19 protein-coding genes are annotated in these 22,978 nt (G+C 70.2%); 7 read left to right on the top strand and 12 right to left on the bottom strand.

Going from position 1 to position 22,978, the window contains the following annotated elements:
* Positions 1 to 4: 4 nt before the first annotated feature.
* Complete coding sequence (locus BUB75_RS21630) at positions 5 to 3,613, bottom strand: serine/threonine-protein kinase (RefSeq protein ID WP_073259564.1); 3,609 nt, start codon at positions 3,611 to 3,613, stop codon at positions 5 to 7.
* A gap of 138 nt (positions 3,614 to 3,751) precedes the next feature.
* Here BUB75_RS21630 and BUB75_RS46400 point away from each other — a divergent pair, with 138 nt between their 5' ends.
* On the top strand, positions 3,752 to 4,102 hold the full coding sequence (locus BUB75_RS46400) for a bifunctional nuclease family protein (protein ID WP_178379948.1): 351 nt from the start codon (positions 3,752 to 3,754) through the stop codon (positions 4,100 to 4,102).
* Between the two features lie 43 nt (positions 4,103 to 4,145).
* On the opposite strand, the gene BUB75_RS21620 is transcribed toward BUB75_RS46400, so the two are convergent.
* Entirely contained in the window at positions 4,146 to 5,636 is a 1,491-nt protein-coding gene (locus BUB75_RS21620) for an alpha/beta hydrolase (protein ID WP_073259560.1), read from the bottom strand.
* Between the two features lie 194 nt (positions 5,637 to 5,830).
* On the opposite strand from BUB75_RS21620, the gene BUB75_RS21615 reads away from it, so the two are divergent.
* Together BUB75_RS21615 and BUB75_RS45370 are read left to right on the top strand one after the other, a co-directional pair.
* Complete coding sequence (locus tag BUB75_RS21615) at positions 5,831 to 6,067, top strand: hypothetical protein (RefSeq protein ID WP_073259558.1); 237 nt, start codon at positions 5,831 to 5,833, stop codon at positions 6,065 to 6,067.
* Complete coding sequence (locus BUB75_RS45370) at positions 6,064 to 6,444, top strand: MFS transporter (protein WP_143175341.1); 381 nt, start codon at positions 6,064 to 6,066, stop codon at positions 6,442 to 6,444. Before BUB75_RS21615 ends, BUB75_RS45370 begins: the two co-directional genes overlap by 4 nt.
* Here BUB75_RS45370 and BUB75_RS21605 read toward each other — a convergent pair.
* The gene (locus BUB75_RS21605) at positions 6,377 to 7,171 is read right to left on the bottom strand and encodes a maleylpyruvate isomerase family mycothiol-dependent enzyme (protein ID WP_073259554.1); all 795 of its coding nucleotides are present in this window, start codon (positions 7,169 to 7,171) and stop codon (positions 6,377 to 6,379) included. The genes BUB75_RS45370 and BUB75_RS21605 overlap by 68 nt on opposite strands.
* A 62-nt stretch (positions 7,172 to 7,233) precedes the next feature.
* Here BUB75_RS21605 and BUB75_RS21600 point away from each other — a divergent pair, with 62 nt between their 5' ends.
* The gene (locus BUB75_RS21600; RefSeq protein WP_073259552.1) at positions 7,234 to 7,662 is read left to right on the top strand and encodes a DUF4259 domain-containing protein; all 429 of its coding nucleotides are present in this window, start codon (positions 7,234 to 7,236) and stop codon (positions 7,660 to 7,662) included.
* Positions 7,663 to 7,705: 43 nt separating this feature from the next.
* Here BUB75_RS21600 and BUB75_RS21595 read toward each other — a convergent pair whose 3' ends face one another.
* Positions 7,706 to 9,217, bottom strand: a complete 1,512-nt coding sequence (locus tag BUB75_RS21595) for an Hsp70 family protein (RefSeq protein WP_073259550.1) — start codon at positions 9,215 to 9,217, stop codon at positions 7,706 to 7,708.
* A gap of 52 nt (positions 9,218 to 9,269) precedes the next feature.
* On the bottom strand, positions 9,270 to 9,710 hold the full coding sequence (locus tag BUB75_RS21590) for a MarR family winged helix-turn-helix transcriptional regulator (protein ID WP_073259548.1): 441 nt from the start codon (positions 9,708 to 9,710) through the stop codon (positions 9,270 to 9,272).
* Between the two features lie 83 nt (positions 9,711 to 9,793).
* On the opposite strand from BUB75_RS21590, the gene BUB75_RS21585 reads away from it, so the two are divergent.
* Positions 9,794 to 10,720, top strand: coding sequence for a quinone oxidoreductase family protein (locus BUB75_RS21585; protein WP_073259546.1), 927 nt, complete (start codon positions 9,794 to 9,796; stop codon positions 10,718 to 10,720).
* Between the two features lie 142 nt (positions 10,721 to 10,862).
* Here the strand turns inward: BUB75_RS21585 and BUB75_RS21580 are convergent, their stop codons facing one another.
* Positions 10,863 to 11,060: a hypothetical protein gene (locus BUB75_RS21580; RefSeq protein WP_073259544.1), complete on the bottom strand. Its 198-nt coding sequence runs from the start codon at positions 11,058 to 11,060 to the stop codon at positions 10,863 to 10,865.
* Between the two features lie 174 nt (positions 11,061 to 11,234).
* Between BUB75_RS21580 and BUB75_RS21575 the strand changes: the two genes are divergently transcribed.
* Positions 11,235 to 14,282, top strand: coding sequence for an NACHT domain-containing protein (locus tag BUB75_RS21575; protein ID WP_073259542.1), 3,048 nt, complete (start codon positions 11,235 to 11,237; stop codon positions 14,280 to 14,282).
* 42 nt (positions 14,283 to 14,324) lie between these two features.
* Here BUB75_RS21575 and BUB75_RS21570 read toward each other — a convergent pair whose 3' ends face one another.
* From BUB75_RS21570 to BUB75_RS21555, 4 genes are all read right to left on the bottom strand, one after another.
* A complete protein-coding gene (locus BUB75_RS21570; protein WP_218617691.1) occupies positions 14,325 to 14,777 on the bottom strand; it encodes a hypothetical protein in 453 nt (150 codons plus the stop codon).
* A gap of 52 nt (positions 14,778 to 14,829) precedes the next feature.
* A complete protein-coding gene (locus BUB75_RS21565) occupies positions 14,830 to 18,111 on the bottom strand; it encodes an NACHT domain-containing protein (RefSeq protein ID WP_425430896.1) in 3,282 nt (1,093 codons plus the stop codon).
* A gap of 873 nt (positions 18,112 to 18,984) precedes the next feature.
* Entirely contained in the window at positions 18,985 to 19,143 is a 159-nt protein-coding gene (locus tag BUB75_RS46395) for a hypothetical protein (protein WP_178379947.1), read from the bottom strand.
* A gap of 105 nt (positions 19,144 to 19,248) precedes the next feature.
* A complete protein-coding gene (locus BUB75_RS21555) occupies positions 19,249 to 20,262 on the bottom strand; it encodes a DMT family transporter (RefSeq protein ID WP_084741565.1) in 1,014 nt (337 codons plus the stop codon).
* A 72-nt stretch (positions 20,263 to 20,334) separates the two neighbouring features.
* On the opposite strand from BUB75_RS21555, the gene BUB75_RS21550 reads away from it, so the two are divergent.
* The gene (locus BUB75_RS21550) at positions 20,335 to 21,264 is read left to right on the top strand and encodes a LysR family transcriptional regulator (protein ID WP_073259539.1); all 930 of its coding nucleotides are present in this window, start codon (positions 20,335 to 20,337) and stop codon (positions 21,262 to 21,264) included.
* Here BUB75_RS21550 and BUB75_RS21545 read toward each other — a convergent pair.
* The gene (locus BUB75_RS21545; RefSeq protein ID WP_143175340.1) at positions 21,261 to 22,001 is read right to left on the bottom strand and encodes a hypothetical protein; all 741 of its coding nucleotides are present in this window, start codon (positions 21,999 to 22,001) and stop codon (positions 21,261 to 21,263) included. The two genes, BUB75_RS21550 and BUB75_RS21545, sit on opposite strands and share 4 nt — an antisense overlap.
* A gap of 117 nt (positions 22,002 to 22,118) precedes the next feature.
* Positions 22,119 to 22,973, bottom strand: coding sequence for a PaaX family transcriptional regulator (locus BUB75_RS21540; protein ID WP_143175339.1), 855 nt, complete (start codon positions 22,971 to 22,973; stop codon positions 22,119 to 22,121).
* Positions 22,974 to 22,978 lie beyond the last annotated feature (5 nt).

The following is a 22,978-nucleotide window of genomic DNA, read 5'->3' as shown; positions in this document are numbered from 1 at the left end:
TCGCTCAGCTGCCGGACGGGATGCCGCGCGGGGCGGTCGACGACGTCCCCTCGAGCGTCTTCGCCCAGTGTTCGTCGAACCAGCTGAAGATGGCGGCCGGTCGCACCCAGCCGTACCCGGCTCGCCGAATCCACCGGAGCATCTCCGGATAGGTCAGCGGCACCCCGCTGACGGCGCCGGCGCCGATCAGGCCGGTGAGGATTCCGACGACGCCGTCGTCCCAGTTCGCCGGCGCACGGGCCTCCAGGGCCCAGTCCACCTCCCAGCGCAGTACCGAGCCGTCGGTGGTGCCGGCCAGGATGAAACGGCTGTCGGCGCTGATCACGGCATTCGTGAGCGAACGCGGAGCGACGTGGAGCGTCCGCAGGCAAGTTCCAGATTCCAGGTTCCAGGCCCGAATCGAGTTGCGGCTCCAGGACAGGGCGAAACGGCCGTCCGGGGCGAAGACGGCCCCCTGGATCCTGCCGTCGTCCTCGGAACGCAGGAGGTGCACCGTCGCGTTGTCCGTCAGGCGCCAGAGCCGCAGTGCGTTCTCCCCTCCGTACATGGTGAGGACGTGGTCGGAATCCGGTGCGACGGCCAGCGCCATGCCGACACCGACGCTGTGTTCGCCCAGCCGGGCGCCGGTCTCGTTGTGGTGGATCCGCAGCTGCCCCAGGTACAGGGACAGCGAGATCCTGGCGTCCAGCGGAATGCGGACCGGCTGGGACGGCTCGGAATCGGAGGCCAGGTTCGCGAGCAGGGCCGGCTTCTCGAGAAGCACGGCCGTGTGCACTCCGCCGCGGTCCATCATCACCGCCACCCGCCCGTCCGGACTCACCTCCAGGCACCTGTCGACTTTCCGCATCAACCCGGTGACGTTGTTGGAGCGCCAGCGTTGTAGCTGCTGCTCGCCGGGAGAGCCGTCCGGGCCGGCCGCACGAAGGAAGTAGACGTCCGAGCCCTGGCCCATCGCGACCGCGGGCACCGGCCCGCCGGTCTCCAAGCGCGCCGCGAGTTCTCCGCGCTCGACGTCCCAGCGTCGTACGGTGCCATCCGCTCCGCCGGTCACCGCCCAGCGCGGGTCCGGGCCGACGGCCAACCGATTGACCCGGCCCTCATGACCGACGAGCGGCGGGAGCGCCCAGATCGCGCGGACCCCGGTTCGGACCGACCGTTCGGCCAGTCGCCGCCACGCGTGCAGCAGGCGGGCGTCCCGCTCGTGCCCGGGCTCGGAGCGGGCCCGGCTCAGCAGCGCCAGGGAGTCGGCCATCCGCTCCTCGGTGAAGGCCCGGCCGGCTTCGGTCAGCAGGTCGTGGGCGCGCTCCGCCGCCGCCAGGAGCAACGCGTGCGACCGCGGCCGGCTGGGGAGCCACGGCGCGACGTACCCGGTGGGCACCGCCCAGAAGCGGTGGTGCCACACGTCGGTGTAGACCACCTGCCGGTCGTCGGCGCCGAAACGCAGCACCCACCGGGGGGCCATGAAGGTCGTTCGGTCCGGACTCGGTTGCGGCACACACGTGCGCAGGCAGCGTCCGGTCGCGGTCTCCCAGAGGCGCACCGTGCCCAACTCCGTGCCGGAGGCCAGCAACCGGCCGTCCGCGCTGAGCGCCACATGCCCCACGGCGCCCTGTGGGTCGCTCGTCGGCGTGCGCAGTACCAGGCTCGGCTCGCCGGCGAGGCTGGGCTCCCCGTCGAATCGCCACGCCCGGATGCTCTGCGAGATGTTGTCGTAGCACGCCGCCACCCGACCGTCGGCACTGACCGCGACGCTGTGGACGTGTTCGAGCGGTGCGCCCGGGAGCTCCCGGCCCGCGACGGTGTCCCAGAGCCGCACGCCGCCCGGGAACTCGACCCACGGCGCCGCGCGGTCAGTGCTCGACCGGAAGGCTACGGCCGCGGAGAGGACCACGCGGCCGTCGGCGCTGACCGCGAGGTTGTCCGTGTACGCCTCGTGTTCCCAGCCGCTCTCGAAGCGTGCGACCAAGTGTCCACTCGCGGCGTCCCAGATCCGGAGCACACCGTCGTTGCCCTGAAACACGATTCGACGACCGTCGGCGCTGATCCGAATCGGCTGGTACGTAGACCCGCCGGGCAGCACGTGCCGGCACTCGCCGGCCGGTAAGTCCCAGACGCGGATCTGCTCGTCGAGGCCGAGCGAGACCGCGCACCGCCCATCGGGCGTGGCGTCCATCTCCCAGACCGCTCCGGTGTGGCCCACGAGCGTCGCGGTCACGGTGCCGGTCCGCAGATCGCGGACCTGGAAAGTCTCGTCCTCCCGGTCGAGCCGGTTCTTTCTACCGTCGGGGTGGACCGCGGGCCCGACCAGCGCCAGCGGACCGCTGCCCACGAGGCGGATCAGGCGCGAGTGATCCAGCTCGCCGTCGAACTCGCCGTCGAGGTCGGGCGGGCGCGTTCCCTCGCCGTGCCCGACCAGCGCGCCGCGCTCGAGCTGTACCGGGACCAGCAACGCGTCGACCGCGGTCGGGTCGGCGACGCCCGGCCGTGTGTGTTCGAGCGAGTCGAGCAGGTCGGTGTCGCTGATCTCGCCACGCCGCCAGCGCAGTAAGCCGGTGCTGTAGAGCGCGTGCGGATTGTGCGGGTCCACGCTCAGCGCCTCGCTGAGCGTCTGCTCCGCCTGCTGTGGCCGCTCCAGGTCGAAGAGTGAGACCGCGCGGTTGACCAGGCCGTCGGCGCGCAGCACGGCAGCGGGCGGTGGCGTCCGCGAAGAGGGGCGGCCGGTCGTCCGCTCCAGGGCGGCGATCAGAACGTCGGCGACCTCCGTGAGGTTCGCCGGGCGTTCGGCCGGGTCCGGGCGCAGGCATCGGTCGAGGACGTCGGCGACGGGCTCCGGCATCGACGGCAGGTCAGGGCGGGGCGGTCCGCTGTGCCGGTACTGCGCCAGCGCGGCTCCGGCTGCCGGGCCCACCGACCAGGAGACCCCGCCGGTGAACATCTCCAGAACCGAGGCCGCGTAGTTCCAGAGGTCCGAGCGTCGCCCCAGCGGCCGGCGCTCCATCTGCTCCGGCGAGGCGTACGCGGGGGTGTACCCCCGGCCGGACACCAGCACGCTGGTATCGGTGCCGTCGCTGCGCAGCGGACGAGATCCGCGGGCGGTCGCCCGCGCTTTGGCCAGCCCGAAGTCGGTGATCTTCGCCGTCGATTCGTCGTCCATCAGCACGTTGGCGGGTTTGACGTCCTGATGCACCAGCCCATGCTCGTGGGCATGGTGCAGGCCCCAGGCGAACTGCACGGCGATGCGAAGCATCGTCGCCAGGTTCGTGCGCTCGTCGCCACGGTAGAGGCGACGATCGTCGATCCACTCGCGCAGGCTGCCCCCGGGCAGGTACTCGGCGAAGATGCGGGGGATGCCGTCGATCGTGCGGACGTAGTGGCAGGCGCACACGTTCGGATGGAGACCCAGCGACACCCAGGTCTCGGCTTCGACGACGAACCGCTCGCGGTCCTCCGGCGTGCCGAACAGACGCGGCTGCGGGCTCTTCATCGCGAGGTCGACGCCCCACTCCAGGTGGTGGACCCGGTAAACGAGCCCCATCCCACCCCGGCCGCTGATCGCTACCACTCGATAACGTCCGGCGATCGTGTCACCGGCCGCCCACTCGCCGTCGTCCACGCGCGATACTCCCGTCCGCGTCCCGGCAGGCTCCAGCGTCCGGCCACGCTACCAACCGCCGACTACTCTGCTGCGCGTGAGCGAAGACTGGATGTCGTCGGCGACTTCGCGACCCACCGACGGCTGACCGTGCTCGAGGTGACGACCACCCCCGGCGGTGGCCAGGAGGATCAGCGGATCGTCGTGCTCCGGGAGGCCGACGGAGACCGGCGACTGGAGCTCCTCCTCGAGCACTACGAGGCCGCCCCGCTGGCCGGGGTGATGGGAGGAGAGAACTCCGGCTTTCCTCCGTACGCGCTGCTCCTCGACCTGCTGCGGACAATGCGGCTGCCGGTGGAGAAGGCCGTGATCGACACCGGCCGGAACTCAGACGGCGGCGGCGACCTGCGGGCCCGGCCGTCGGACGCGATCACGCCGGCGCTGCGTACCGACACTCCGATCTACGCGAGCGCGGAACTGCTCGACCGGACCGGCGCGACGCTGCAGTGAGACGACCTCGCCCGGCGGCCGCGCCGCCTGCCGCGGCAACAGATCAGCGGCTGTGGTCCGGGCGGTAGATGCTGAGGTCGCCGTAGTCCGACAGCACACCGGCCAGGTCACCGGGTCCGTGCCGCAGGGTGGTGTCCAGAAAGGCGAGAGTGGCTGCGGCGACGACGCGCGGGCTCTCGGTGCGGCCCAGGGACCCGACGATCGAGGGCACCGGCGGCAGGTACAGGGGGCCGTCCATGAACGTGAGGTGCGCGGCGCCGGGAATGGTGAGCCGGTAGGTCGTCGCGGTGCTGAGCTCGAGGACCTCGGTGAGGCGGGGTAGGTACCGCGGGTCGGTGCCGGCGGTGAGGGCCTGGGTGAGCGCGAGCGTCGGCTGGTGGAGGGAGGGCGATGTGGGGCCGTGGGGGTAGCCGTCCAGATCGATGACGACGTCGAACCGGCGGTCCTGCCGCGCTGCCTGCAGAGCCGCTGCGCCGCCCATGGAGTGGCCGGTGACCGCGACCCGGCTGGTGTCCAGGCGTCCGGTCAGCGGGCCGGTCGTCTCACCTCGACCTAGCTGGTCCAGCTGGGTGAGGACGAAGCGGAGGTCGGCGGCCCGAACAGCCGTCCAGCCGACCGACAGCTTCTCGTCCTTGTCCTGGTCTCCGGTGGAGGCAATCGTGGCGTAAATCGTTCGGCCGTCGGCGAGGACGACGGCGGCGGAGTCGTACGGGTGGTCGAGGGCGGCGACCACATAGCCGTGGCTGGCCAGTTCCTCTGCCCAAGCGGTGTTCTGGGTACGCACTCCGCCCGACCCGGGGGAGAACAGCACGATCGGAAACCGTCCGCTCCCACCGGCCACCGGGGCGTTGACGACCGAACGGGTGCGGGCACGCGGGACGCCGTCGACCAGAAAGCCAGGCAAACCGACCTGGCGGGCGAGGGCCGCGGAAACGGTGCGCGCCTCGTGCTCCGTGCGTCCGAGGTACTGGGCTCGCTGCGTCCCTGCGGGGCTCTCCTGCGCGGGATACCAGAGCTGGACCACAACGGTGCGCCGGTCGTGCGGATCGGCGGTGAAGGTCTCGGAGCGCTGCGGGTCGGTCCACTGCACCACGCGGGTGCCCACGGCGAACTGGCCCGACGGCTCGGGGAACACGGGTACCGGAAAGGCCCAGGCGGCCACCGGAGCCGTGGCGATCAGGCCGACGCAGGTCACCGAGCCCGGCAACGCCAGCCACCATCGGGCCCGCCACGCCGGCCGGCCGGTTCGGCGCCGAAGCAGCGGGGAGAGGGCGAACGGCAACGCGAGGGCAGCGCCTGCCAGTACCGGCAGCATCTGCCAGCGGATCCCCATCAGACTCAGCACGATCACCGAGAGCACGAGAACCGTCGTCGCCGCGATCGTGACGCGAGGGCGGTGCGCGGGCGGAAGCCAGCGCGCAGTCACCAACGCGATGGCGCCCAGCACGGCAAGAAATTCCAGAAGGGACAGGTGCGGCCCCGCGATGATCTCGGTCACCCGCTCATCGTCACGGCGGGGCATGCGGCGCCACATCTGTCCCGGGTCGCGATCGCGTACGACCGGAGGCATAGTCGGGGCTTGTTCTCCATCCCACCGATGTCGCATCCGGGCCTCTCATCGGCGGGTCGCGGCGGGACGCCGTAGGGTGGGACGCGACGACTAACGGCCACCGCCCTGACCGTCCGGGGACGGAGACGGCTTCTCGTCAGGGCGGCCCGAGGGCCGCCATGCGCGTCACGTCGCTCTGGATCGTGTTCTTCGTCAACGGCGCTGTTCTTTCGAGCTGGGCTCCGCGGATCCCGGACGTCCAGGAGCGCCTCCAACTCACCGACAGTGCGCTGGGCCTCGCCTTGTTCGGCGTCGCGGCCGGTTCGGTCCCCGCGTTGCTGCTCACGGCGCGGCTGCTCCGCAGCCTGCGGTCCGGTGCGGTCTGTGTGGGGACGGCGCTGCTCTTCAGGTCTTGACCGTCGTCGCCGTGGTGCTGTGCTGCCTGGTCCCCGTGGCGAGCGCCGTCGGCGAGGCGCTGGGCATGGTCGTGGCGATCGGTGTCACCGGTCTCGCGCTCGGGCCGGTGTTCCCGCTCGCCGTGCATCGCGCCGGGCGGTCAGGGGGTACGGCGGCGGCGATGACCGCACGGGTCAGCGCCGTCGGGTACCTCGCGTACCTGACCGGACCACCGATGGTCGGCTTCGCGGCGGAGAGCATCGGTCTGCCGGTCGCGTTCGCAGCCGGGACCGTGCTCCGCGGTATCGGAATTCATTGGGCACGCCGGGTCAGCCGCCGACATGGGCGGTGTGGTCGAGCCAGTGCTGGGCGAGGTCGGCGTCGCCGTCGACGGTGATGCCGGTGGCTCCGCGGTCGGTGAGCGGGAGCCGTCGGGTCAGGGTCAGCAACAGCGATTGTGCCGGGCCGGTCACCGTCACATCGGCGTCCTGGGTTCCGAGCCGCCAGGTCGCCCGGTCGGGACGCCGTTCGACGAACCACGCGCCCTCGGTGTCGGTGGCCACCCACTGCAAGCTCTGGCCGGTGCCGCGAAGGGCCCGGGCGGACTCGGACCGCAGCATCTCCCACGTGGGGGAGGTGAGCATCGCGAGGTGGTGGCTGATGAGCGCGGCGGCGACGTCGGCGTCGATGTCGGTCGGTCGGTCGGCCGCGGTAGCTGCGTCGAAGCCGTGAACGACCGTCTCGTTGAGGACGTTGATCATCCAGAATCGTGTACCGGTGCGCTCGTCTCCGGCGGCGTTGAACACCGGCGCGTCGAGTGCGTCGTCGGAGCAGGCGTTCGCGACCCGCTGGGCCGACTCCGACAGCCACGCCCGCCACTCGCGGGGATCGGTGGGGAGGACAGCCATCGCGGTGGGCAGCTGGGTGGGGTCGGTGATGCGCCGTTCGATGATCTCCGCGATCCAGTGCTGGGTCTGGCCCACGTGTGCCACCAGGTCGGTCACGGTCCACTCCGGGGTGGTCGGCACGGCGGCGTCGGGTCCGGCCGCAGCGGCTGACTCCGCCAGACGTCCGGTGTAGTCGACGATCGCTCGCTGGGCATGGTCTGCGGTCAGGTCGGTCATTCGCTGGTCCTTTCCGGAGGGCGGGTCACGGAGGACGCCCGCGCTTGACAGGATGATGGGCAATGGGATTCTGGGACGCCAGTCCGTTCGGGAACGACGACGCTGCGGACTTCGCCCTCGGTCTGGACGACGCGAACAGCGAGGCGCGTATCGAGATGGTCGGCGCCGTGCTGGAGCGCGTTGCCACCAGCAGCCTCACCGATGACCTGTCGCCTATCGATGCGCCGCGAGCCGTGGCGGCCGCGGCGTTGGTCGCGGCGCAGTGCCCGGGCGGAAAGCCGGTTCCGTCGCCTCATGGGCCCACCGCGCCCACGCCGGACTTCCCGGCTGACTACCGGCGGCTGGCCCTCCGGGCGTTGGACCGGCTGGTCACCGAGCCGTCCTGGATGACCGCTGGTTGGAAGGACGGCGGTGCGGCATGGCGACGCACGATCAGCGACCTTCGCCGGGTCCTCGATCCACCGCAGGCCGAGACGCTCTTCGAGATGTGATCGACTGACCGCGTCTCATGCGGCCTCAGCGACTATCAGCCGGCTACCCCAGCAGAACAGCCATGGCGACGCAGAGCACGGCGAGGATCGCGACGAGCACCAGCGCCCAGCCGAACCGCGTCCAGGCCACGGTGGCGCGCTCGTACGGCTGCGAGGGGTCGCGGTGCGCGGGCACGTGCTGTACTCGGCGCGGCTCAGGGACAGCCGGCGCCCGGCGTGGCGCCGGAAGGGCGGAGAGGCCGGGCAGACCGTCCTCCGGCTGCCGAGGGCCGGGCAGAGCGGCCCGTCGGGGCGGCGCGGCGATCTCGGCGACCGGACGCCGGACGAGCCGCGCGGCGGCCTTCGCGACGCGGGTGAACGCACCGCCGGCGACCGGAAGGCGCGGCGGCGGCACGACCCGGGGTGGGTGCGGCACTCCCATCGCAGCCGTCGCCAGCGGGCTACCGACCGGCAGCGCGAGGTCCGCGGCCAGCCGTCCGAGCGCGCCACCGGCCATCGCGAACGCCGGCGGTTCGGGCTGGACCGGTTCGACCCCCAGCGTGTCGCGCATCGTCGTCCACAGCGTCGGCAGCGGCGCCGAGCCACCGACCAGCACGACGGCGTCCAGTTCTTGCGGTTTCACTCCGGCTTCGCGCAGCACGCGTGCGGTCACCCTGGCCACCCGGTCGGCCACCGGTCCCGCGAAGCGCTCCATGTCGGCCCGGGCGAGCGGCACGATGTCGGCGGTGCCCGGGACCGAGACCGGAACGAACGCCGCCTCGTCGAGCGCCTCTTTCGCCGCGCGGACGTCGGCCCAGAACTGCCGCTGCGCGCGACGCTGATCGACGGTACGGGGGCGGTCGATCGCACGCCAGATGTCCCGGCGCTGCCGTCCGGCGGCTGCGGCGATGTGCGCGGCGATCGCGGCATCGATGCGGCGCCCGCCGATCGTGGGGTCACCGCCGACCGCGACGACGGCGAGCCGCCCCGACACCGGGGCCAGCACCGCAACGTCGAAGCCGCGCGCGCCGATGTCAACGACCGCGAGGCGGCGTTCGACCGCCATTGACGCGCCGACCGCGGCGACCGCCGCGACGGGTTCCGGGATCAGCGTGACGTCCGTGAAGCCCGCGTGCAGGGCAGCGTCCCGCAGTGTCTTCTGCTCGGCCGCTCCCCACCGCACCGGGTAGGTCAGCGCGGTGGGAGGCACAGTGCCCAGCGTGGCGATGGCGGATGCCGCGACCGCGCCGAGAACGCCGGCGAGTAGGTCGGTCGGGGTGGTGTCGCGCTCACCGAGCCGGAACTTCTGCTCGGCGATGTGCCGCCGCGGCGCGGGCTCGAAGTGGTGGGGGTCGGTGGCTGCGGCCCGCTCGGCCTCCCGGCCGACCAGGACCGTGCCGTCGGCGTCGAGTAGCACGCCGGACGGCAGGACCGGTTCGCCGTCGAACAGCAACGGGCTGCTGCGCCCGTCGGGCCTGCGCAGCAGCGCGACGGTGTTCGTCAGCCCGACGTCGACACCGAGAAGCGGCCCGGACGCGGCGGGGCATAACGCCGATTGCTCGCTAGAGCCTGACACACGGAGCAGTATCTCCTGCCCGTGACGATCGGCGCGCGCGGCACGCTCAAGCTCAGTGCGGCCGGGCGTCAGCGGCAGGTAGTAGGACGAGTTCGAGCAGTTGGGTGAGCTGATCGCGTTCTGGTGGAGCGAGCCGGCCGGTCGCGGGTGCCAGCGCGCGTCGGACGGCGTCCTCGACGCGTTCGGTGAGCTCGAGCCCGGCCGGCGTCATGAACACGTCGACCGCCCGGCCGTCCGACGGGTTCTTGCCCCGGGCCAGCAGCCCTCGGCGCTCGGCGCGGTCGATCAGGCCGGACATCGTCGACTTGTCCAGGCCCAGGTAGGCGGCCAGCTCGCTCATCCGAGCCCGGCGATCGCGGAGGATCCCGAGCACCCGCAGCTGGGTCAGCGACAGGTCGTGTTCCGCGCCGATGCGGGTGAGCACACCCATCACCAGGAACGAGCTCCGGACGAGCGCGTCCAGCAGAGCGTCCGGTCCGGCGTCGGAAGTCATGCGGCGATCCTACTTGACATGGTTCGTATTACAAACCATCCTGAGGTTAGTTCGTATTACAAACAAAGTCTGGAGAGACAGCCATGCGCGCTGCCGTCATCACCGCCCCCGGCACCCCGCCGCTCTACCGCGAACACCCGGAGCCGGTGAAGTCACACGAGGACGCGATCGTCGTCGAGGTGCTCGCGGCCGGGCTGCACCACCTGACCCGATCGAAGGCCTACGGCGCGCACTACAGCAGCGCCGGCGCGTTCCCGCTCGTCCCCGGCGTCGACGGTGTCGTGCGCGACGAGTCCGGCACGCTCCGGTACGCGGTCCTCGACGACACGAACCTCGGCACGTTCGCCGAGCGCACCGTGATCGACCTCCGCCGCAGCGTGGCCCTGCCGGACGGCGTCGACCCGGTCGACATCGCCGCCGCGATGAACCCGGCGATGTCCTCCTGGGTCGCGCTGCGTCGCCGCATCGAGCCGGCCGAGGGCCAGCGCGTCCTGGTGCTCGGCGCCACCGGCAACGCCGGGCGGATGGCGGTCCAGATCGCCAAACGATTCGGCGCCGCCCACGTCATCGCCGCCGGGCGCGACGTGACCCGTCTGAGCGCCCTGCCCGCGCTGGGTGCGGACGAGACGATCACCTACGACCAGGCCGAACGCGCGGCCGACGTCGACGTCGTCCTCGATTACGTGTGGGGGGAGCCCTCGGCCCGCACCATGATTCCCCTGCTCACCGCCCGCGCCGACCGCACTTCTCCGCTGACCTGGATCCAGCTCGGATCAATGGCAGGCGAGACCGCGCCGATCCCGTCCGCGGCCCTGCGCGCTGCCCGGCTATCGATCATCGGCAGCGGCATCGGCTCGGTTCCCGCGCGTGACTTCGTCGCGGAGTTACCGGAGCTGGCGTCAGTGATCAGCCAGGGCGGGATCGACGTCCGAGCCCGTGCCGTGCCGCTCGCGCAGATCGCGGAGGCGTGGACCACCGACGGGGACGAGCGCGTCGTCTTCGTTCCCTAGTACTCGACCGGCGACACCCCGCGGGCGCCGACCCGCCCTGAGTCAGTAGCTCGACGCCGCTACCCGCGAAACAGGCCTCTAAGCATCTGTTACAGCCCGAGAACCCGTCATCCGGCGAAGCCGGCAGTACTGGGCTCGGAGGTCAGCCGCTGCGCCGGTTCGCCCACTGGCGTTTGCCGGCGACGGGTCCCCGGTTGCCGATCTTGCTCGCGCCGGAGCCCGGCTGACTCGTGGCGGCGGCGCCCTTGCCCTTGGCCCGGCGGGCGGCCCGGTTCAGGAACTGCTCCGGCTCCGCTTCGGTACCCTCAGGCGCGTCCTGCGGCTCAGTATCGTCAGCCATCACTTGCTCCCGCGGGGAATCGTTCGGATGTGCCACGTCAGACCCTAACAAACCGACCTGCGCAGACGCGTAGCCACGCTGGCGTCGTCAGCCGCTACGGGGCGCGGAGCTGCTCGCCGATCTCGCGCCACGTACCGCACCGGACTACTCTGGCCCGGCCCACGGGGAGGCGCATTGGGACTGACTTACGCCGACGCGGTGCTGTTGCTCGGTGGCCGGCAGAGCAAGGTCGTGTCCGCACTGGACGCTCTGGCCGGGGGCGCGCTGCTCGCGGCGTCAGCCGGCGGCTCGGCGCTCGCGCTGAGCCTGTTCGACGCGAAGGGTGAGCTGGCGCGACTGAGCGGGTCGCTGGTCACCGGGCTCAGCGAGCGGGTCAGCGGGCTCAGCCGCTTCGAGCGCAGCGAACGCCTCGCTGCGGCGCACGCGATCGTGGTGCTGTCCGCGTACTTCGAAGAACTGGCAGCCGCACCGATGCCGTTCGCGGTCGAGGAGATGCGGCTGTCCACGCTGGACCAGCTGAGCCTGGCCGGCAGCCCGAGCGACAGCGACCGGCGCAACCACGTGGCGGCCGCGCTGCTGCGGGCCGATGTTCCGCTTCCCGGCCCGGATCAGTCGTACGAGGCAACGCTCGAGGCCCTCCGTGCCTGCTACCGGAGTCTCTCCGGAGCTGTCGCCGGATTCGTGCGCGGCCTCGCGATCTGGGACGGCCTGAACGACACCGAAAAAGCGGCGTGTACCTCCGAGCTCACCGATGCGCTCCCGGCGCGTGCACTCGTCCGCTACGAGGACCGTGTGCGCCAGCTGGCCCTGGACTGCCCCGAGGTGGGGCTCTGGCTCAACCTCGTCGACCACCAGGCCACCCGTGTCGTGGTGAGGCAGGGCTTCGACCGGCTGGAACAGACGCTGCTCGCGCTGGCGACCGGACGGCTGCCGGACGAACGGCGGGACGCACTGACCCGCGCCTACCGTGCCGACCTCGACCGCGCGATCGCCTCCACCGGTGACATTCCGGACGGGCTCCGGCTGCCCTCGCTGCTGGCCGGCTACGTCACCCCGCGATTTCGCGCTGTCCGGGCGTGGCGCGACGGCCAGATCGCGCAGGAGTCGTGGTGGGACGACGTGCCGGTCCGTAACGACTTCGAGGACTTCCTCGCCGGTTTCCTCACCACCCCTGCGGCGACCGAGGCGCCGTTGCTGGTCCTCGGCCAGCCCGGATCCGGTAAGTCGGTACTCACCCGGATGCTGGCCGGGAGCCTTCCCGCGGGCGAATTCCTGGTGGTCCGGGTGGTGTTACGCGATGTCCCTGCGGACGCTGACCTACAAGCCCAGATCGAGGACGCTATTCGCGCGGCCACCGGCGAGGAGTTGCCGTGGCCCGCGCTGGCCCGCACCGCCGACGGCGCACTCGGCGTCGTCATCCTCGACGGGTTCGACGAGCTGCTCCAGGCGACCGGCGTCAGCCAATCCGACTACCTGCAGAGAGTGGCGGCGTTCCAGCAGCGCGAGGCCGATCAAGGACGTCCGGTCGCGGTGTTGGTCACCACCCGCACCGCGGTGGCCGACCGTGCCCGGCCCGTGACCGGCATGGTGGCGGTCCGGCTCGAACCCTTCGGCGAGAGTCAGGTCGCGCGCTGGCTCGAGATCTGGAACGGCCACAACGCGCTCGCGCTGGCTGACCGTGAACCGCTGACGGCGGAGACACTGCTCGCGCATGGCGAGCTCGCCTCTCAGCCCCTGCTGTTGCTGATGCTCGCGTTGTACGACGCGGAAAGCGACGCGTTGCGCTCCGCCGACCAATTGCACACCGCGGAGCTGTACGAACGGCTGCTGATCCGGTTCGTCGAGCGGGAACTGGAGAAGGCCGGTACCTATCCGGACGACTCGCACGCGATCGAGCAGGAGCTGACCCGCCTCGCGGTGGTGGCGTTCGCGATGTTCAACCGCGGCCAGCAGTGGGTGACCGGTGCGGAGCTCGACGCCGATTTGGCCGCGCTGTTGCCGGAACCGCCGTCCGCCGAGGTGCCCGGACGGAGTCTACGGGCCCGGCTGACCGCGGCCGACGTCGTCGTCGGGCGGTTCTTTTTTGTGCATGAGGCCCGCGCCACCCGCGACGACACCCGGCTGCGCACGTACGAGTTCCTCCACGCCACGTTCGGCGAATACCTGGTGGCGCGCCTGGTCACCCGCGAGTTGGACGAGCTGATCGACGCCGTCCGGCACGCCGCGCGCCGCGGCCGTTTTCCGCTCGCCGACGACGCGCTGCTCTACGCGTTGCTGTCGTTCGCGCCGCTCACCAGCCGCGCGACGACGGCCGCCTTCGTGTCCGAGCGGCTGCGGACGCTGGACGACGCGAGCCGGCAGACGCTTCGCGACGTGCTGCTCGGGCTGTTCCGCCGCTCGCTGGACGCCAGGCACGACGACCGGCACCGCGACTATCAGCCGTGGCAGGCGTCGCTCCCGGCTCGCTGCGCCACCTACTCGGCGAACCTGGTGCTGCTCACCGTGTTGGCCGCCGGTGAGGTCACCAGCGACGAGCTGTTCCCGGACAGCGACTCGCCCGTGGACGGCTGGCGTGACCTGGCGTTGCTGTGGCGGTCGCAGGTGCGGCTGTGGGGCACGGTGGCCGAGTCACTCGCGGTGGAGCGGGGCCGGGTCGACGATCGTCGCCAGGTTCGGGTGCGAGCGCGAGCGAACCCGGCCGATCGCGGCGACGTCTGGATCCTGGATCCACGCTGGTTCCACGATCTCGGTCCGTCGACCACCGCCTTGTGGTTCGTCGGCTACCAGAGCGACGAGGTGGTGGCCGGAACCACCTTCGCCGCCGCCCAGGGCTTGGACACGCTGGTGCACGCTCTGGCGCCGTTGTTCGACACGCTCGGCACCGCGGCGCTCAATACGTTCGTCGACCCCGCGAAGGAGGACGCGCTCCGGCACTACCTCGCGCAGGCTCCGGAGAGGGTAGCCGTCCGCGTACCACGGGTACCGGTCTCCGGTCTCCACGCGCTGCTCACGCTGTGGCTGGTCCGCTGCGAGATCGCTTCGGTTGACGAACTGATCGCCGCCTACGTCGCATGCCTGCCGTTCGCGCACGATGCCCCGCTGCGCGGCTTTCCCGTCGGGCAGCGGTTCCGGGACGTGGTCACGACGATGTTCGTCGAGGATCAGGCACGCCTCCCGCCCGACTTCATCGCAGTCGTGCGGAACTACCTCGACCTCCGCTGACGCGGCGCGGTTCCATCGGGGTGGCGGACCACCGAGGAGCCTTCAGCGACCGCCGGTGAACAGGGCCGCCGGGACGAACAGCCGGTGGCCGGAGCCGTAGGTGATCTCCGCGCCCTCCGGCGTCCAGACGACGGTGAGCCGCTCGGCGTCGGTGGCGGTCCCGGCGTCGAGGCGCACCATGTGCCCGTACGCGCCGGCGGGATCGCTGCCGAGCACCAGCACGTAGTGGTCTTCCGCCACCGACGCGTCGTCGGCCAGCCGCAGCGCGGCGATCGGCGCGCGCACGTGGCGGAGCACCGCGACATGGCTGTGGCCATCGGCGTAGACGACGTCGGCGGGCTGCCGGTGCACGGCGACCACCGACGAGCGCGGCCACCAGAGCGCGACCACCGCGGTCAGCACCGCCACGACGGCCACCGCACCGAGCAGCGCCCGGAGGCCCGGCGGCTGTTTCGTCGGCAGTGGACGGGGCGGCGACGACGCGAGGACGTTCACGTTCGCGAGTGTGGCAGCCTCGCGCACGCGGACTACCGAGCAGGTTGCCCGACTATTCGATGTCGATCCATTTCACGCGCACACCCTTGCCGACTCCGACGACTCGGTGGAGATCGCGATAAAGACGGACTGTCAACGGACGGTTTCCGAGTGGCGATAAATCGACCTTCCACGCATCGTCCGGACTCGACAAAATCGTCAGCTCGGCCAGGCGGTCGAGAGATCGAAGCCCGGCCAGGAAGGAGAGATCGCCACCGGTGGGCGCTACTTCTAATCTCGTCAGCGAAGGAACTTTCGATAGCGGAGAGTAGTCCGAGACATCACAGGAGCGAATGGAGAGAGAATCGAGTTCCTTGAATCTTGCCAATTCCGGCAGTTCGGAGGCGATCGATAGGCAAAGGAAGCCCAGGCTGTTGAGCGCGGGTGCGAGGGCGGCGAGCTGGGCGATCCTAGGACGCAATACCGCGTTGAGCTCGCTTCCTGTTCCTGTGCGGCCGAGTTCGAGGCTCCGCAGAGCCGACAGCTCGCGGATCGCACTGAGATCGACGTTGTCTGCGTAGCCGTACAGATAGAGGGAGGTGAGCCGCTGTTGAGTTCCGAGTGCGGACAGGTCGGTTACCTCGCGGGTCTCGCTGACGGCGAAGACAGTAAGGGCCATGGAGCGGATGAATTCAAGGTCTGCCACGTGGCCGGGATAGTAGAATAGCCGAGAAAGCTTTGGCAGGCGGGTGAGGGGCTCTGGATCCAGTCGCCTTTTTGTCCCCACCAGGACGCTTTCCAGTTCTGTGTGCGGCGCAAGCGCTGTCAGGTCTTCGAAATCGCCATCAATGAAGAGACCTCTCAGGTGTGGTAGCCCGGCAAGCGATTCCAAGTCTGTCACGTCGTGCAGTCTGACGTGCAGCTCAGTGAGCCGGCGCAGCCGGGTGAGAGCAGTCAGCAGAGTTGGATTGAGGATCGTTACGGAGCCGTTGAGCAGAGGCGCATCGGCTAATATCCGATCGGCATATTCATCGGGGTCGAAGTATTCCCAGACGGAGATGAGTTCGCTTTGCACGCGATGCCGCGGGTCTGCGGCGAATCGTTCCAATACGGGCCACACTTCTGACCCGTTGATCAGGGCGGCGGTGCGGATGGTGGCTGCTGCGGCGGCCTCGCTCAGATCCTGAGGTTCCACGAGCATCCGCGGCAGTAGGCTGGCGCCTACTGAGGACAGAGAACGGGCTTCGGCGGTCGCACGTGCTGGTAGTAGCTCCGCCATGCATTTTTCCACGCGGTTCGCTAACTCGCGGGCAAGGGCGGGAGCGGTCTCCAGACAGGACGCTGCGAGAAGTCTCAGTCGACGCCGGTTCCGTGGCTCGACTTCAGCGCGATCGAGCAGGCCCGAAATGAGTTCGTGGCGCAACGGTGAATTCGCAAGTCCGGCGGCCATGACAACGACATCGCGCCAGAGATCCAGGTGCGCGTTCTGAACGAGGAGACCGATATCGCCTTGGTCTGCGGCCTCCTCCGCAGTCAGGTACTCCTGGAAGGTGCGATGCGCGAAGTCGATGCGATCTGCGGCCGGTTCTCGCAGGACACCACTGCGGTGAACCAGGTGATCGAGGGCTCCGTCGGCGTCGCAGCGCAGGTGCGGCAAGGCGGCCAACTTGTCGGCGATCCGTCGCACCGCCTCGGATCGTGAAAGTTCCGAACGACCGTTCACCGTCAGCCGCCACGCGAGGTGCCGCAGCAGCTGGCGTTTGTCCTCGGGGCCGAGGTCCAGTGTGCGAGCACTAGGGATCTGCCGCTCGGCATCACGCCTGTCCAGCAGCAGGGTCAGCGCGGCGTGGTAGATGGCGATCCGGTCTCGGGGTAGGTAGGTGCGCCGGTCAAGGTTGAGTGCGCAGAGCATCGCGCACAGCAGTGGAATCGTCGCGAGAGCTCTCAGATCGGCGCTTCCGTCGAGCCTACCGAGTAACGCGGCCTCGTATCGCGGTAGCTCTCGTGGGTCACACGGAAGGCTGTCGGCGTCGCGCACGGCGTCATGCCAGCGCCGAATGAGCGTCCGAATGTCGCTGGAGCTGATGCGCTCGAGAAAGGCCGACCCGAAGCCTTCTGCCTCCAGCCACGCATCAGCGGCGGCGGCGGGGCGAGAGGTGACCACGATATGGCTATCGGGGAAAGTGCGAACCAGCTTGCGCAGCCAGTCCCGGACCCGACGACGCTCGTCGGCCGGAAGCTCATCAATACCGTCGACGAGTACGAGCGCGGTGCCCGCCGCAAGGCGGCGGTGCGCGAACCCCTCTGGCATCAACGCGGCGAGCGGGTCTGCCAGGTCGTCGAGGAACTCCTCCGGCTTCGGCAGCGACCTTCCGGCGTAGCTCCGAAGCTTGATCAAGAAGGGAGTGTGGCCGTTGAGCTGCGCGAGATCGCCGCTGAAGGTGCCTCGAGCCGAGTTGATCGCAAGCCATTTGAGTAGGGTCGACTTACCCGACCCGGCGTCACCGCGAACCAGGATGCGGGTGGCGCTGCCCAACGCTTGCTCGACCCGAACGGTGGTATCGCGCGGCGACGCGGCGGCACCGGCACGCCATTGCGCGGAATCGTAGGGTCTCGTCCGATCGATGCGTCGGCCCAGCACCCGAGTCGTGACGGACAAACTGATGTAAGCGACGCTCAACGTCGTTCGCGGGCGGTAGCTCCGGATGTCCACCCCGAACAGTTCCATCTCGTCCAGAGTTTCGCTGACCAGGCGCAGATACCGAAGTCGGAACTCCTCGTCGTGCGCGGTGCCGTGCGGAGCCAGGAGCGTTCGAGCTGGTAGCCGCTGCAGCGCCACGTCCACCTGCTCGGCGAGCCTGGACATGCGGCCGAGCACCTCTGTCGTGGCGCGTGCGGTGAACGGCGGCAGGTGAACAATCAACTCCACATAACAGGCACAACACTCGTCCAGAACAACGTCGTAGAACCTGCTCCCCGCCTCACTCAGGCGAGCGCTTTCGGTAGCGTTTGGCAGGTGAGCCCGCAGTCGCTGAGCAAGCTTCATCGCATCGACATCGATCGCGAACAGTGAAGCATCCGACAGGTCGGTCGCCTCAAAACTCGCCGCTACGGCACTGAGAGCCGCGTTGCGTTCACCTACGTCGAGGCCGCTCAATTCTTGTCTGCACAACGGCAGCAGGCGCTGCGCCACGGCGTCGGCCATTGCCTCCACCTCACGGCTGAACCGTCTGCGTCGGAAGTCGTCACCGAACCGAACGTTCACCAGCTCAGAGAGGCCCATCGACCGCTCACGCCGGCTTTTTCGATCGGACAGCCATGCCTTGACTGCGGACTGGACAACGGAGCCGCCCACCCGCAGGATTACGGCCTCCACGGCATCGAACCCCCGTCAACGGATGGACACCAGAGGCGTCACCTCAGTGTCCCACCGGCCTACCGCCGGGGGCGCGTATTCACCGCGCTCCGGGTGAGACTGCGACGTAAGTGCAGCTCAGGGAGTAGGTCATACTGCCGCCGTGAAACTGCGCCCTTGGCTGATGACGGTCGTGTTCGTCCTGTTGGCTGCCGCGATCGCTCGCCTGCTCGAGGCCACGGAGGGTGACCCGGGCGTGACCGTCGGTGCTGCGCTCGGACTGCTGGCCGGGGGCGCGGCCCTTTCACCGCTCGGCGGCGTTGTCTGGGCCCTGACGGGCGGCGCAGTCTTCGCAGTGGTGGTCGGTGCGGGCCCGCGGATGTGGTACCACCAGTTCGCGACCGGCCGGTTCGTCGAGGTGCGCGCGGTGCCGTACACCGTGACCGAGGAACGCGGCCTACGCCCGGTCGGCGGGCTTAGCCGAGGCGCTGGCGGCGCAGGTCGCTTACCTCGACGGCGCCTGGCGCCTGGCGATCAACCGCAGCGTCCGCGCCGCTCGCAGGCACCCGCCGGGCCACCGCGCCGATTCTTACGCGATCGCCGCGCTGGCGTGCGCGGCCAACGGCAGCCGGTCCGGTGCGGCGCGGTACCTCGACGCCGCCCGCCGCGACAGCCCCGACTCTGCGCTCGTCCGGGTCGCCGCCACCGCCCTCGAGACGCCCGACCGGCCGGACGCCGGCACCGCCCTCGACACCCCCACCCCGGCCTAGCGGCGCCTGCCCCGTGGTTCTTACCGAAGGTCAGTGCGAAGCCCAGGTCCCCGCCGATGACCCCGCCCACGCGACCGGCGGTCCCGCCGACTGGCGGCGGCAGTCAGCGCGATATCGCCCACGCGCCGGCAAGCACCGCGATCGACGCCAGGTCGACGACCAAACAGAACGCCAGGGACGTCACGAGGTGAGGCTGTGCGGCGCCCAGCAGGGTCGCGGCCAGCCCGCGAAAGACGCGTTCCTCGGTTCTTCGGGCTGACACCAGGCTCCCCACGCCGGACACACTAGAGCCCCGCGGCGATGACGAACGGCCGCTCTCCGCCGCCGCCAGTGATAGCGACGACGAGCGCGGGGTGCGTCATCCGCGCTAGCACCGGCTCTGCGCCACCGGGGGAGAGGCGTTCGCGTTGATCGGCGCGTGCGCAGCACCGACCGTCACCGGCTGGTGCAGCGGCTCGACGTCCGGCCCCGGAACAGCGCCCGGACGTTCGGCGCGGCCCCGCCGTAGTTGCAGGACGGCGACGGACGAGAGGACCAGCAGCCCGCCCGTCAGCTGCAGCGGAGTGAGGATCTCGCCGAGCGTCAGCGCCGCCAGCGCCGTCGTCACGACCGGCTCGAACGTCGAGGAGATCGCGGCGGTCGACGGGCCGGTTCGTCGCAGGCCGGCGAAGAACGTCAGCATCGCGACGACGGTCGACACGACGGCGATGCACGCGAGCCAGAACCATCCGCTCCATCCGAAGCCGAGATCCACTCCGCCGGTCATCAACGCGCGTCCGGACAGCGTGAGGGTGGCTCCGGTCATCACCAGCGCGGCCAGCACCACCGGCGGCAGCCGGTGCACGACGGTGTCCGCGACCAGGATGTAGAGGGTGTAGCTGACCGCGGTGCCGAACGCCAGGGCCGCGCCGAGCGGGTTGACGTCGACCTCGCCGGTGCCGAGGAGAACGAGCAGCGTTCCGCCGGACGCGGCGATCAGCGCCGCGCAGCGACCAGGTGTCAAGCGGTCCCGGCCGAGCAGAACGGCCCCCAGCGTGACCAGCAGCGGGTAGGTGTAGAAGATCAGCGCGAGTACCGAGGCATCCATGATCTCCAAGGCGGAGAAGTACAGGCTCGCCTGGGTGGCGTAGCCGACGGCGCCCAGACCGAGGGCCGTCACCAGGAGCGCGAACGTCATTCCGCCCGCACCTCGCTCGGCGTCCGCCGGGCCCCGGCGCAGCGCGGGCCGCAGGAACAACAGCAGCCAGAGCAGGACGGCGGCGAGACCGAAGCGCACCAGGAGCAGCGCTCCGGGCGAGACGTCCGCGGCGTAGGCGAACTTGCCGAAGATCGCCATGGCGCCGAAGCCCGCGGCGGACAGAAGACACAGTGCGACACCCATGCTTCGAGCTTCGACGATCGAATACTTCACGTCTAGCGACGATTCCTGGGGTTAATCGGGTAGGTTTTCCGAATGATCGAGCTGGACCTCCGACGACTCCGGCTACTTCGCGAGCTCGAAGTGAGGGGGACCCTGGGCGCGGTGGCCTCGGCTTTGGGCTACAGCCCCTCCTCGGTGTCCCAGCAGCTGAGCGTCTTGGAGAAGGAAACCGGCGCGCGTCTGCTGGAGAAGGCCGGACGCGGAGTACGGCTCACCGACGCCGGCCGGTTGCTCGCGCAGCACGCGGGGGTGTTGCTGAAAGCGGCCGAGGCCGCCGCCACCGACCTGGCCGCGCTGGGTGGTGAGGTGCGAGGCACGGTGCGCGCCAGCGGTCTGCAGTCGGCCACGCGCCGGCTGTTGATACCCGCGGTGGCACGGATGATGGCGGACCATCCCCGGGTGCGGACCGAGGTCAGCGAGCTCGAACTGGAGCAAGCGTTGCCGGGGCTGCGGCTCGGATCGCTCGACCTGGTGATCAGCGACGAGTACGACGGGCATCCCCGCCCTCGTCCGGCCGGACTGCGGTTCACGCTGCTGCTCGTGGAACCGCTGAAGGTGGTTCTGCCGTCCGGCCACCGGCTTGCCGGGTCCGACGGTCCGGTCGCCCTGTCCGGTCTCCGGGACGACGTCTGGGTGGCCTCGGACCAGGGGACCGGCCATCACGAGATGGTGGTCGGCAGCTGTCGGTCCCTCGGCGGCTACGAGCCGGACGTGCGGCACCGATCCAGCGACGCGGACGTGCAGCTCGAGTTCGTGCGCAGCACGGGAGCGGTGGCTCTGCTGCCTGCTCTGACGCTGCCCTCCGGGGCGGATCCGGCTCTGGTGATCCGGAACATCGCCGAGCAGCGGCTGGGGCGTCGGCTCGTGGTGGTCCTTCGGGACGGCCCGTCAGCTCCCGCGCTCACGGCGTTCCTCGCGGCCGTGACGGAGCAAGCTCGTCAGCACGCTTCGCTGCTCGCCTAGTTCCGGAACCAGGTCTCTTCGCTCGCCATCGCGACCACGGTGTCCGCGCCGGCGTTGCGCACGGCAGCACCGAGTTCGGCAGCGGTGGTCCGGTGCTGTTCGGACCAGTACGCCGGGGTGAACGCGTACATCGTGACGTCCTGCCAGGCTGCTGCGTCGTTCAGTGCGTCGGCGGTCGGCGGCCCGAATCGAAAACTCAAGCGATCCTCGTCGCGCGTGTACTCGGCTTCGTGAAGCGGGTGATCGGAGTCGATCGCGGCATTCTCGGCGCCGCGGAGCAGAATCAGCCGGTCGGCGCTGCCATCGAGCCGTTGCGCCGTCCAGTTCCGATCGGCCAGCTGCCCGTGGATCGTCTCCAGCGCCTTCGTCCCACGAACCGCCAGGTAGACGACGCGACGGCTCAGGCAGATGTTGTCGTAGGGCGTGGTGAACTTGATCGACTGTTCGCCGGGGTAACACCCCGCTTGCCGTGCGTCGGCGATCACGGTCACTCCGGGCGGTCTCGCGAGGGCGAGGTTCCGGTCCATCCGCGTCTCCGCCTCGGCGTGAGCGGTCCTGATCGCGGAGTCGTCGAGGTCCGGTCTGCCCGCGACGAAGACGTCGCCGACCAACGCTTCTCGGCAACCGACGCAGCAACTACCGCACAGCGCGATGAGAAGCAGAGCGACGAGGAGCGTCCGAAGGGCTCGGCGCGGTGGGCGCCCGGCTCGCGGCAGGCTCTCGCGCGTTTCGGACACGCCCGGCACGTTACTGACGGCCAACGTCCGCTGGAGTGGGTACGCATGTCGATTCGGTATCAAGTGCCGGCGTCAGGCCCCGCCACGGTCGACGACGAGGCGGTGGAAGCGAGCCCGTCAGTCCGCCTGATCGGGAAGAGGGGCCGGGATGGTGTCGAACGCCGAAGTCACCACCGCGCGCGCCGGTATCTCGACCTCGGCGTGCAACCGGCGGAACAGCCGCTGCGCTTCGTCGGCCGGCCAGGGCGCGGGGAGCAGCTCGACCGGCAACTGCGGATCCTGGCGCAGGGCAAGACGCCATTCCTCCTGCAGCGCCAGCTGGCGGGCGAGCGGATCGGTGTGTGCCCGGTCGGCGACGCCGCCGTCCCAGCGCCGGATGAAGCGTTCATAGCGGTGCGCCAGGTTGGGGATGTCCCAGACGTCGTGGATCATCGCCGCGACATCAAGACCCGAGTGCGGCCGGGCGACGAAGGCGCGCACGTGCTCGGCTGCCTCCAGACCGGCGAGGATCTGCTCGAGGTCCGGCTCGGAGGGTGCGATCCACAGGCCACCCTGGAGCGGTCCGAATCCGGCCCAGAGCAGGCGTGTCCGCAACTCGTGCCGCTGGCGCTGCCAGGACTCCGGCAGCCGGAAGCTGAGCAGCGTCCACCGGCCGTCCCAGTGACGGTTGACCGCGCCGCTCCGCCAGATGGTGACGTAGCCGTCGTTGAGCGCCTCGATCGACGTCGGAGTCAAGCCGTAGTAGACCTGGCGTCCCTTGCGCCGGCTCGTCAGCCGGTTCTTCTTCACCGTCCGGGCGAGGGCGGAGCGGGTGGCGTGCGGTGAGACGCCGACGCGCTGCAGAGCGTCGATGATGCTGGTGCCGGCCAGCAGCACGGGCCGGCCGAATACGTGGGCGCCGAAAAGGGTGAGGATCAGGCTCTCCGGACGGAGCGCGACCTCGTCCGACTCGTCACCGCTCGGCGTGCTCATGCAGA

This window comes from Cryptosporangium aurantiacum (assembly GCF_900143005.1).
GTDB lineage: Bacteria > Actinomycetota > Actinomycetes > Mycobacteriales > Cryptosporangiaceae > Cryptosporangium > Cryptosporangium aurantiacum.
Note: the sequence above shows the minus strand (reverse complement) of the source record. Positions and strands in the feature narration are given on the sequence as shown.